The sequence below is a fragment of the Chromohalobacter canadensis genome, assembly GCF_034479555.1.
In the GTDB taxonomy this organism is placed as follows: domain Bacteria; phylum Pseudomonadota; class Gammaproteobacteria; order Pseudomonadales; family Halomonadaceae; genus Chromohalobacter; species Chromohalobacter canadensis.
On sequence record NZ_CP140151.1, the window covers coordinates 1034270 to 1045548 of the forward strand.

Annotated in this window: 13 protein-coding genes; 10 read left to right on the top strand and 3 right to left on the bottom strand. The window is 62.2% G+C overall.

The genetic code is table 11. The features are described 5' to 3' along the window. Nucleotide 1 precedes the first annotated feature (1 nt). The gene (locus tag SR908_RS04910) at nt 2-502 is read left to right on the top strand and encodes a methylated-DNA--[protein]-cysteine S-methyltransferase (RefSeq protein ID WP_281504713.1); all 501 of its coding nucleotides are present in this window, start codon (nt 2-4) and stop codon (nt 500-502) included. Between the two features lie 25 nt (nt 503-527). Continuing rightward, a complete protein-coding gene (locus SR908_RS04915) occupies nt 528-1082 on the top strand; it encodes a DUF924 family protein (RefSeq protein ID WP_246919623.1) in 555 nt (184 codons plus the stop codon). 23 nt (nt 1083-1105) lie between these two features. Here SR908_RS04915 and SR908_RS04920 read toward each other — a convergent pair whose 3' ends face one another. Next, nucleotides 1106-1957 (bottom strand): hypothetical protein, encoded by an 852-nt coding sequence (locus tag SR908_RS04920; protein ID WP_246919620.1) that lies wholly within the window; start codon nt 1955-1957, stop codon nt 1106-1108. Between the two features lie 499 nt (nt 1958-2456). Between SR908_RS04920 and SR908_RS04925 the strand changes: the two genes are divergently transcribed. The 8 genes from SR908_RS04925 to SR908_RS04960 all read left to right on the top strand — a co-directional run bounded on the left by SR908_RS04925 (nt 2457) and on the right by SR908_RS04960 (nt 8187). Then, entirely contained in the window at nt 2457-2804 is a 348-nt protein-coding gene (locus tag SR908_RS04925; RefSeq protein ID WP_040242874.1) for a putative quinol monooxygenase, read from the top strand. 57 nt (nt 2805-2861) lie between these two features. Continuing rightward, nucleotides 2862-3737 (top strand): LysR substrate-binding domain-containing protein, encoded by an 876-nt coding sequence (locus SR908_RS04930; protein ID WP_246919617.1) that lies wholly within the window; start codon nt 2862-2864, stop codon nt 3735-3737. A gap of 144 nt (nt 3738-3881) precedes the next feature. Further along, nucleotides 3882-4466 (top strand): NAD(P)H-dependent oxidoreductase, encoded by a 585-nt coding sequence (locus tag SR908_RS04935; protein ID WP_246919614.1) that lies wholly within the window; start codon nt 3882-3884, stop codon nt 4464-4466. A 164-nt stretch (nt 4467-4630) separates the two neighbouring features. Next, nucleotides 4631-5830, top strand: coding sequence for a CynX/NimT family MFS transporter (locus tag SR908_RS04940; protein WP_246919611.1), 1200 nt, complete (start codon nt 4631-4633; stop codon nt 5828-5830). A gap of 106 nt (nt 5831-5936) precedes the next feature. Then, nucleotides 5937-6227 carry a nucleotidyltransferase family protein gene (locus tag SR908_RS04945; protein WP_075368260.1) on the top strand — a complete coding sequence of 97 codons (291 nt, stop codon included), beginning with the start codon at nt 5937-5939 and terminating at the stop codon, nt 6225-6227. Further along, nucleotides 6224-6565, top strand: a complete 342-nt coding sequence (locus SR908_RS04950) for a HepT-like ribonuclease domain-containing protein (protein WP_075368261.1) — start codon at nt 6224-6226, stop codon at nt 6563-6565. The genes SR908_RS04945 and SR908_RS04950 overlap by 4 nt, the downstream gene beginning before the upstream one ends. A gap of 111 nt (nt 6566-6676) precedes the next feature. Next, nucleotides 6677-7135, top strand: a complete 459-nt coding sequence (locus SR908_RS04955; protein ID WP_246919608.1) for a nodulation efficiency, NfeD-like protein — start codon at nt 6677-6679, stop codon at nt 7133-7135. 2 nt (nt 7136-7137) lie between these two features. After that, the gene (locus tag SR908_RS04960) at nt 7138-8187 is read left to right on the top strand and encodes an SPFH domain-containing protein (RefSeq protein ID WP_246919605.1); all 1050 of its coding nucleotides are present in this window, start codon (nt 7138-7140) and stop codon (nt 8185-8187) included. A gap of 202 nt (nt 8188-8389) precedes the next feature. Here the strand turns inward: SR908_RS04960 and astB are convergent, their stop codons facing one another. Further along, a complete protein-coding gene (gene astB / locus SR908_RS04965; protein ID WP_246919602.1) occupies nt 8390-9754 on the bottom strand; it encodes an N-succinylarginine dihydrolase in 1365 nt (454 codons plus the stop codon). Next, entirely contained in the window at nt 9751-11220 is a 1470-nt protein-coding gene (gene astD, locus SR908_RS04970) for a succinylglutamate-semialdehyde dehydrogenase (RefSeq protein ID WP_246919599.1), read from the bottom strand. Before astD ends, astB begins: the two co-directional genes overlap by 4 nt. Nucleotides 11221-11279: the final 59 nt, after the last annotated feature.

Here is an 11279-nt window from a genome sequence, read left to right on the forward strand (position 1 = left end):
TATGGCATCTTCCGCCTACGCCATCGATTACGTCACGCCCGAACCGACCTCGCCGCTGGGCACGCTACGCATCCTCGCCAGCGAGCACGGGATTCGCGAGATCGCCTTCGTCGACAGTGCCGAGACACCGGCAGCGCCCTCGCCGCTCACCGAGACCTGCCGCGAGCAGTTAAGCGCCTACCTCAAGGGAGAATTGCACGACTTCGACGTGCCTCTCGACCCGCAAGGCACGCCCTTTCAGCAACGCGTATGGGCGGCATTGTCACGCATTCCGTTCGGGGAGACGCGCAGCTACGCGGAGATCGCCCGAGACATCGACAACCTCAAGGCGATGCGCGCGGTCGGCGCCGCCAACGGACGCAACCCGCTGCCCATCGTCGTGCCTTGTCACCGCGTGATCGGGCGTGATGGTACGCTCACCGGCTATGCTGGCGGGATCGAGCGCAAGGCCTGGCTACTCGAGCTCGAGCGCACGCACATCAAACACCATTCAACACGTTAATCGCATCAATCAACGGAGGTGCGCCATGACGCAAGATGTTGAGCAGGCAAGGCAAGTGCTGGATTTTTGGTTCGTGGAGGCGGGCCCCAAACAGTGGTTCAGCAAGGACCCGGCGTTCGACCAGGCGCTCGCCGAACGCTTCGGGGCACTGTACGGCGCAGCGTGTCGCTGCGAGCTTTATGCTTGGCGGCAAAGTAGTCGCGGCGCCTTGGCGGAAATACTGCTGCTGGATCAGTTCTCGCGCAATATCTACCGCGATCAGGCCCTGGCCTTCGCTCAGGACACGCTAGCGCTGAGCCTCGCCCAGCATCTGGTCGCTCAAGGGGGCGACCAGGAACTGCCGCCGGAACAGCGAGCGTTCGTCTACATGCCGTACATGCACAGCGAGTCGCCCCTGATTCACCAGGAAGCCCTGCGGCTTTTCGATCAGCCGGGCCTGGAGCGCAATCTGGACTTCGAGCAGCGTCATTGGGCGATTATCGAGCGCTTCGGCCGGTATCCGCATCGCAATGCGATTCTAGGCCGGGAATCGACGCCGGAAGAACGCGACTTCTTACGCCAGCCAGGATCGTCCTTTTAAGACTGATGACGCTGTACGTGCGATCAGGCGCCGCGAGCAACGGGATAACGCCCCGCCAACGGGGCGGTCAGCGTGCCGAGCAGGCGCCAACTCAAATAGAGAAAACCGAGGGGGAATAGAATCGTCTGGACGATGAACACCGCCGACAAGGCCACCACGTTCTCGGTCATGCTATCCAGACGTGTCAGCAGGTCGCGCACCGGATGGCCCACGGCACTTTCCCATTTATCCTTGAGCTGTTGCCACACGCCGTCGTCTTCTTCACGAATGCCGGCCTGCGTCTCGGCGACGTCCTGGAACACGGCGCGATCTTGGTCCAACGCCGTATAAAGCCCCTCACGTTGGTCGCCAATCAGCGCATCGCCCATCCAAGTGCTGGCCAGCGCCGCGATGAGAACCGCGAAACGTAGGAACGCCATCAGCAAGAACGCCCGACGGGCCCATTCGCGCCAAACACCACGCCCCCAGACGAGCGACACCGCCAGCAACAGGCAGCTTAACGAGAAAAGCGCCTTGATGACCGCGTGACTGGCCATCTGGATCAAGACTTTCTGCATGGCCAGCGAGGCCGTGGAGGCAAACATGATCCACGAAAAACGCTCGACGAGGTCATTGGCGGGGTCCAGCGCCTGGCCAAACTGTACCTGGAAAACCATGGCATCGGCAGTGACGCTCTGCATCACCGAAATGGCCGCATTGAGCGCCTTGGCCAAGGCAAAGCTCTTGAACGCCGTGGCGAGAGCGTCATCCAGCGTGGACAACGCTACGTCGTGCGTGACGCCAAGCCACGACACCAGCGCCAAGATCAATAACGCCGCCACCGCCCAGCGGCAATGGGGCATGCGAGAAGGCGGCATGCGAGAAGACAGCGACATGACGAAAGCTCCCGGGACAATGCCCAGACCCTAAGCTCTGTCTGAAAAATCGGCGAGCGATGGCCAGACAAGGCAAAAATTGGCGAAAAAGCGGAGTTTACACAGGGTAAATGAGCATTTTGAGTCGATTTTTAACGCCGTATGGGTGAGCGCAGGCATTTTTCCGATAGAGCGTAACCGCTCGGTGGCCCGAGCGCCATCGTCATCAGATCAGCAGTTGGTAGCTCAACGCCGAGACCAACAAGGTGGCGGAACCCATCAAGGCGACGATGAGCGCGTGGCGCAGGGTATCGGGTTTCATGACGCGCATGGGACGACCTCGCATGACGGTGGCTCGAGTCTCCTTGATAAGCGATTCCGTCGCCGCGCTCAATACACCTTTGGATTAGACGGCAAGCCAAGCGGCCCGGCGTCCCGAGACATGAGCCGATGCTACCGATACCAGGTACCGAGATGGTATCGTCTTCGCGTTCATTCGCATGCATTCAAGAGGTCGCCCATGTCCAGCAAGATCTATTGCACTGCCCAGTTCAAGCCCAAGCCCGGCAAGGAAGAAAGCGTCTTCCAGGCGCTGCAGGCACTCGAACCCAACGCCCATCGCGAAGACGCCTGCATCCAGTACACCGTGACCCGTAAGATCGACAACCCGTTCGCCGATGGCACCAGCTACCCCATCGTTTTCCATGAGATCTGGGCCGACCGCGCCTCCTTCGAAGCCCACTGCCAGCGCCGCGAAGTGCAAGCCTTCTTCGCCGAATACGTCGAAGCCGAGGATGGCGATGTCGAAGACGCCAACGTCTGCGTGTATACCGATGAGCCGGCCGATTTCGACGCGCCCAAGCTATAACGCGCCGCACCGACGGATGATCGTCCCCGCCATTACCCCCGCACCTCGCGAGGCATCATGAAAAGCCGCTGGGACGATCTGGAAGCGCTACTCGCCGTGGTCGATGCTGGTGGCTTCACCGCCGCCGCCGAGCGTCTGAGCACCAGCACCGCGCGGCTCTCGCGGGCCGTCTCGCGCCTGGAGAAGCGGCTCGAGACGACCCTCGTGCACCGCACCACGCGACGCTTGGACATCACCGAGGAAGGCGAGGCGTTCATCGCCCAGGCTCGCCAAGCGCTGGGTACCTTGGAAACCGCCGAGGAAGCGCTCACCGTGCGTCGTCGCGAGCCGGCCGGACGCCTGCGCGTCGACGCCGCCACGCCGTTTCTGCTGCACCAGATCGTGCCCCACCTCGCCGAATTCCATGCCGCCTATCCCAAGGTGCGCCTGGAACTGACCACCCACGAGACCAACATCGACCTGATCGAGCAACGCACCGATGTCGCCATTCGCATCGGACGCCTGGAAGACTCCACCCTGCATGCTCGACCGCTCGGTCATAGCCGGCGTCGCCTGGTGGCGAGTCCCGCCTACCTGGAACGCTACGGCACGCCGCGCCATGTCGAGGACCTGGCGCATCACGTGCTGCTGGGCTTCACGCATCTGACCCAGCTCAACCGCTGGCCCATCGGCGACGGCCGCACCATCCAGCCCACTCTCGCCTCGAGCAGCGGCGAAGCGTTGCTGCAAATGGCCGAGGCTGACGTGGGCATCGCCTGCCTGGCGGATTTCCTGACACGCGGCGCCTGCCAGGCCGGGCGTTTGACGGTAGTTCTCGACGACGCCACCCACGAGCGCCACGAACCCATTCAAGCGGTCTACTACCGCAATACGGCACTCCACGGCCGCATCAATGCCTTCCTGGACTTCTTCGTCGACCGCCTGACCCTCTGATGCCACCACTCTGTCACATGTGCGTGACATCTTTTGCGTTTATCGCAAGAATGTTTTGCAATTAGGCGCCTTTATCGCAAGGCCGCGACTCTGCAGACTGCCCCACCTTTTGCATTCACATGTACACCAAGTGGAAACGACACCATGAAGATTCTGCTGATTAACGGCGCCAAGGCCTTCGCGCATTCCGGCGGCCGTTATAACGACACCCTGCACGACGTGGCACGCGGCGAACTCGCCGAAATGGGCCACGAGATCCGCGAGACCCGTGTCGACGACGGCTACGATACCGACGCTGAAGTCGAGAAATTCCTGTGGGCCGATGTCATCGTCTACCAGATGCCTGGCTGGTGGATGGGTACACCGTGGACGGTCAAGCGCTATATCGACGAAGTCTTCACCGCCGGCCACGGATCGCTCTATGCCAGCGACGGACGCTCGCGCAAGGACCCCAGCCTTCAGTACGGCAGCGGCGGGTTGCTGCAGGGGCGGCGTTACATGCTCTCGCTGACCTGGAACGCGCCCGTCGAGGCATTCGACGAGCCCGGCAATTTCTTCGAGGGCCAGGGCGTCGACGGCGTCTACTTCCCGTTCCATAAATCGCAGGAATTCATTGGCCTGGACGCCATGCCGACTTATATCGCCAACGACGTCATCAAGGCACCCGACATCGAAGGCCATACCGACGCCTATCGCGCACATCTACGCGAACATTTTTCCATCAGTTGAACGAAGCCAACGCCTGAACGCTAAAGCCTACGCCGGGCCGGCGCCTCAAGGCGCCGGCCCGCGCGTGACCTGCCTCGCCCTCTGGCTTTGCACCTTTCGACGCACGGCAAGCTTTTCAACGAGATGCTAAGATAGCGCGCCCGTTCGAGAGGAAGGCTTTGTCCATGTCCGCGCGTTCCGCTTCCCCAGCCGCTCCCCTGCCCACTGCATTATGGCTCGTCGCCTTCGCGCTGGCGGCCATCAATTTGCGCGCCCCCATCGTGGTGGTGGGACCGGTACTGGAATCGATCATGCAGACACTGGCCATCGGTGCCGGCGTCGCCAGCCTGTTCACCACCGGCATGATCTTGTGCTTCGGCGTGCTCTCGCCGCTGGCACCCGGGGTCGCCGCACGCCTGGGGCTGGACCGCGCCATCGCCCTGGCACTCGCGGCCATCGCGCTCGGCGGGCTGCTGCGTGGCATCGAAAGCCTGCCGGTGATGCTCCTCGGGACGTTCTTCGCCGGTCTGGGCATCGCCTTCGGCAACGTCTTCATGCCCAGCCTGGTCAAACGCGACCGCCCCGAGCGCATCGGTCAGACCATGGGGCTCTACACCGTGGTAATGGGGATCGGCGCGACCCTGGGCGCGGGGACCGCCGTGCCGTTGATGAATCTCAGCGGTTCCTGGTCGGTGCCCATCTTGATGTGGGCGGGCATTGGCGTGGCCACGGCGGCACTCTGGATATGGCTAGCTTGGCGGCGGCCCAAGGCGAGCGACGACGGCCAATCGACACGCATCACGCGGCTGTTCAAGAGCCGCACCGCCTGGACCCTGACGCTGTTCATGGGCATGCAGTCGCTGGGCTTCTACACCTTGCAGACCTGGGTTCCCGCCGTGGCCTCCGCCGCCGGGGTTCCCAGCGCCGCCGCGGGTGGCATGCTATCGATCATCAATTTGACCACCATTCCCGCCAGCTACGTGATCGCGCGCCTCGCCGCCCGGCTGCATCACCACAGCCTGCTGGTACTGGGACTTTGCACGTTGATCGCGCTGGGACTGGTAGGCTTATGGCTAGCGCCCACGGCGTCGCCGACGCTATGGGCGATCCTGCTCGGCGCCGGCCAAGGCGGCTGCTTCAGTTTCGCGTTGACCATGATCGTGATGCGCACGCGGCGCGCCAACCACGCCGCCATGCTCTCCGGCATGGCTCAGAGCCTGGGTTACCTCATGGCCGCCGGTGGCCCGCTGGTATTCGGCGCCTTGCACGGCGTCACCGGCGATTGGCGACTCTCGCTGTGGCTGCTGATGGGACTGCTCAGCGTGCAGACCGTCGCCGGGGTAATGATCGGCCGGCCCAAACTGGTCACGGTGCGCGAGGGTTGACTCGTTACTCTTGTGACTAATTTGCGTCTATAGCAGCCTATACTTGCTCTGCAAGAAGAAAGGCACCGATTATACGGGACACGGTAGTTAGCCCTTAGGAGGCGCCATGTTACTTGAGGACCTACATCATCAGAAGGCAGCCATCGATAACATGGCCCGTCAGTACGGGGCTCGCCGAATCCGGGTGTTCGGGTCGGTCGCCCGCAAGCAGGAAAAGCCGGAAAGTGATGTCGACTTTCTCGTCGACTTTCCGCCGGGATACGATCTGTTCACCCAGCGCCTGCCTTTGGCGGAACGCTTGGCGGCCTTGGTCGGGCGCCGGGTCGACCTTGTGCCCGAGCATGAACTGAACCGTCATTTCCGCCAGCAGATACTGAACGAGGCGGTAGAACTATGAACAAGCCTTGGCAATCCTATGCTCAGCATATCCTCGATAACATTGCCAAGCTGCGGCGTATCCAATCACGCGGTGACCTTGCGTGCGACGAAATCCTGTACGACGCAGCACTGCGAAACCTGCAGACATTATCCGAAGCCACACAAATGCTGCCCGATGATTTAAAGCAGGAATACCCACAGATACCTTGGCGAGAAATTAGCGGCTTCCGCAATATTCTGGTGCATAACTATCTGGGCAACATCGACCCTTTAACGGTTATCAAGGTTATGGACCAGCACTTGCATCCTCTTGAGGAGTGCCTCGAGGACATGCTCGAAAAAAGGTCGGAGTCTTGAACTACCAGATCGTCGATGCCTTCTTGTCACAAGCGGCGATATGGCATCGAGCTTCCTGAACGATTCTACCCATTAAAGGCTTCATTTCACTACCGTTCTCGAGGAATGCCCTTGGACTGGAACATTACCTACACCTGGCTGGCCATCGCTCTGCTTTTGGGCCTTGCGGAGCTAACCTCAGGCGCACTAGTGCTGCTCGCCCTGGCCGTCGCGGCGGCGCTGACGGCACTCTTGGCCTGGCTCGGTGTCAGCCTCGCTTGGCAACTGCTGGGGCTGGGCGTCTTCGCCGGCCTGCTGTTGCCACTGACCATCAAAGTGATCCGCCCCTGGTTCTCGCCCCATGGCGTCGCCTACGGAACGACCGGCACGGGCGTCGAGAAAGGCAATGAATATCATACGCTCAAGCGCGATTTCGATGGCGCGACCGGCATCAAGATCAACGGCGATTTTTATCGATTGAGAGTTGCCGAGTCCAACACGACCGAACTGTCTTTAAACAGCCGAGTCGTTTTCCAGCGCTTCGATGGCACCACCGCCATCGTCACGCTAGCATCGCCACAGGAGCAGTAAGCATGGATTCATTTCTAACACCGGGGCTAATTCTCAGCCTGATCGTCGTTGCAATCGGCATTGTGATCATCGTCAAAGGGCTGGTGATCGTTCGACAGTCCGAGGTGATGGTGATCGAGCGATTGGGCTCGTTCAACCGGCTTCTCGAGAGCGGCATCAACATCATCATTCCGTTCATCGAGCAGCCCCGCGCCATCAGCATGATCCGCTACCGCAAACAGGGTGAAGAGTACTACCCGATCGCCACCGACGAGACCCGCATCGATCGCCGCGAGACGGTGATGGATTTTCCCGGTCAGCCGGTGGTGACCACCGATAACGTGACGGTCACCATCAACGGCGCCCTCTACTACCAGATCATCGACCCCAAGCGCGCTGTCTATGAAGTCGCCAACATGAGTCAAGCCGTCGAGGTCCTGGCCAAGACCACGCTGCGTTCGGTAGTGGGCAAGATGGAGCTGGACAAGCTTTTCGAATCTCGTGCCGAGGTCAACAACGCGATCCAATCCGCCATGGAAGAACCCGCTTCCAAGTGGGGCGTCAAGATCTCTCGCGTCGAGGTGCAGGACATCGCCATGCCCGAGGAAGTCGAGGGTGCCATGCGTCTACAGATGGCGGCCGAGCGTAAGCGGCGCGCGACGGTAACCGAAGCCGAGGGCGAGAAATCCGCCGCCATCGCAATGGCCCAGGGCCAGCGTGAGTCATCGATCCTCAATGCCGAAGGCGACAAGCAATCCGCCATTCTGCGTGCCGAGGGCGAACAGGAGTCCATAAAACTGGTGCTCAATGCCATCGGCGACAGTGAGGACGACAAGCGTACCGTCGTGGGCTATCTGCTCGGCCAGAGCTACATCAAGGCGCTACCCACCATGGCCCAGGAAGGTGAACGCGTGTTCGTGCCTTACGAATCTTCCGCCTTGCTGGGCTCCATGGGCATGTTCCGAGAAATGGCCGGCTCACCGGAAGATGTCGTGAGCCAGCACGTCAAGAACCGCCAGGATGGAACTGACCTGCGCAACGGCATGGTCGGCGGCGCTGCTAGCAGTAGCTGACTCAGGCCGTGGAGACATCCAGCCGCCGACTCATGACGGTCACGACGCGTGCGCGGATTACGATACATCTCCATGCGTATCAATATGCGGCGCTAAAAGCACACTAGCACCTCAGTGGGAGGGAACTTGTTCCCGATTGAACTCAGTTACTCTCAATCGCGAATAAATTCGCTCCCACTAATAAAAATTTCCCCCGTTACGCCTAGCCTCCTCCCAACTGAAACGGATATACCGCGCCGATACCCAGTAGCTGCGTCAGTTCGTCAAGGGCGGTCAGCGATTCCTGGGCGAGTTGCGGGTCGGCGAGATCCTCGGGCGCTAGTCGATCACGATAATGCCGCTCGACCCAGGCCGTCAGGTCGCCATGCAGGGCTTCGTCGAGCAATACGCGGCCACCCAGCGCCTGACGTTCGGCTGACGAGAGCGCGACCCGCAGGCGAAGGCACGCCGGACCACCGCCGTTGCGCATGCTCTGCTTGACGTCCTTGACCAGTACCTCGCTGATCGGGTTGTACCCCGCCAGCAGCAGGTCCTGAATCGTGCGCCACACGGTTTCGTTCTCCTGACACTCGCCGGGCACGACCAGTGTCATGCTGCCGTCGGGGTTGGAGAGTAACTGCGAGTTGAATAGATACGTCGACACCGCATCCTCGAGGCTGACCGCCTCGCTCGGTACCCGCACCGGGATCAGTGGCGTCGACATCCGGGCGCGCAGCGCCTCCAGCGTGGCCTCCTCATCCCGAAACGCCATGTCGTGATAGAGCAGCACCGGGCCGTTGCCGACGGCGATGACGTCGTTATGGAAGACACCGGCGTCGATGGCGTCGGGGTTTTGCTGAGCGAACACGGTCTGTGCGTCGCTCAAGCCATGCTGCCGAGCAATCGCTTGACTGGCCTCCAGCGTCTGGCGTGCGGGATAACGCGTGGGGCCGTGTTGGCCACCGAACGCCTGGCGCCCGTAGACGAACAGATGCACGCCAGGCTCGCCATGACCATTATCTCCAGACCCAGCGCACAGCCGGGTGTGATTGGCCGCACCCTCGTCGGAGAAGGCGGGCGTCGCCGGCAATACCGGATGATGAGCGAAGTGCGCTGGGTCGTGGAACATCGCCGCCAGCACGCGCGCGGTAGTGCGCGGTTCGAGATAGCGATGAAAGCTGGATTGCAGGTTCGCGGCGGTGAAATGAACGCGGCCATCCGAGGCATCCGCACTCGGTGTCACGGTCGCCGCGTTGGCGGTCCACATCGATGAGGCCGAGCACACCGCACGCAGCAGCTGCGGTGCCTCCTGCGCCGCTCGCGCCAACACGCTGGCATCGTCACCGGTGAAGCCGAGATCGCGCAGCGCGCCCAAATCGGGGCGCTGCTGAGGCGGCAACACGCCCTGCGCGTAGCCGGCCTCCATCAACGACTTCATCTTGTCGAGCCCTTGCAACGCCGCCTCACGCGGATTGGCGGTCAGCCCACCGTGGCGCATCGAGGCCACGTTGCCATGCGCCAGCCCGGCATAGTTGTGGGTCGGCCCCACCAGGCCGTCGAAATTGACCTCGCGTACTTCCTCGCTCATAGCACCACCCCCGGCGGCAGAGTATCGGGGAGACTGAGCGTTTCGGTCTCCATCGAAGCTACCGGATAGGCGCAGTAATCGGCGGCATAATAGGCGCTGGGACGGTGGTTGCCGCTGTCGCCGATGCCGCCGAAGGGCGCGTCGCTGGAGGCGCCGGTGGTCTGGCGGTTCCAGTTGACGATGCCAGCACGGATACGCAGCAGGAAGTCGTCCCAGTCGGCCTGCTCACCGCCGATCAAGCCCGCAGACAGGCCATAACGGGTATCGTTGGCCAGGGCGATGGCTTCGTCCCAATCATGGTAACGATGTACCTTGAGCAACGGCCCGAAGTGCTCCTCGTCGGGCACCTCGCAGCCGGTGACGTCGATCAGCCCCGGGGATAACAGGCTGGTGCCCTCTTCCAGGCGGCGCATGCTGCTCAATACCCGGCCGCCGCGTGCGACGAAATCATCCTGGGCGGCCAGCAGGCCATCCGCTGCCTCGACACTGGCCAACCCGGCATAAAACGGCGCAGGCTCGCTGAACGGCCCCGCCACGCGCAGCGCACCAATGGCACGCACCAAGGCGTCGAGCAGCGCATCGCCCGCCGCGCCGTGAGGCACGATCAAGCGACGCGCACAGGTGCAACGCTGGCCGCCGGAGGCGAACGCCGACTGCAAGATCGACAATACTGCCGCCTCCTGGTCCGGCACGTCCTTGACCACCAGCGGATTGTTGCCGCCCAGTTCCAACGCCAGGATCTTGTCGACCTGACCGCCGAACTGGCGATGCAGAAGCCCGCCGACCTTGGCACTGCCGGTGAACAGCAGACCGTCGATGTCGGCGCTTCCGGCCAGCGTCTGGCCGACCTCGGCCGCGCCCTGCACCAGATTGATCACGCCAGCGGGCAGGCCCGCTTCGAGCCAGCATTGCAGCGTCAGATCGGCGGTCATCGGCGTCTGCTCGCTGGGCTTGAAGACCACCGCGTTGCCGGCCAGCAGTGCCGGGACGATGTGCCCGTTGGGCAGGTGTCCGGGAAAGTTGTAAGGGCCGTACACCGCCAGCACGCCGTGCGGGCGGTGGCGCAGCACCGCGCGACTGCCACCGACATCCCGCGAACGTTCGCCGGTGCGCTCGTGATAAGCGGTAATCGAGATGGCGACCTTGCCGATCATCGCACCGATCTCGGTACGCGCTTCCCAGAGCGGCTTTCCGGTTTCATGTGCAATGCTCGTCGCCAGCGCCTCACGATTGGCTTCCAGACGCTCGCGGAAACGCTCGACCACGGCCTGACGTTCCTCGAAGCTGTGACGCGCCCAGGCAGGGAACGCCCGCCGTGCACTGGCTACCGCCGCTTCGACTTGGGCCGCACTGGCCGCGCTGGCGCTCCATAGCGTCTCGCCGGAGACGGGGTCAGTCTTATCGAAACGCGCTGCGTCACCCTCGACCCAAGCGCCGTCGATCAGCAATTGCTGCTTGGCGTGCATAGTTCGCTCCTGATTCATTTGTAAGCTACGAGCTACGAGCTACGAGCTACGAGCTACGA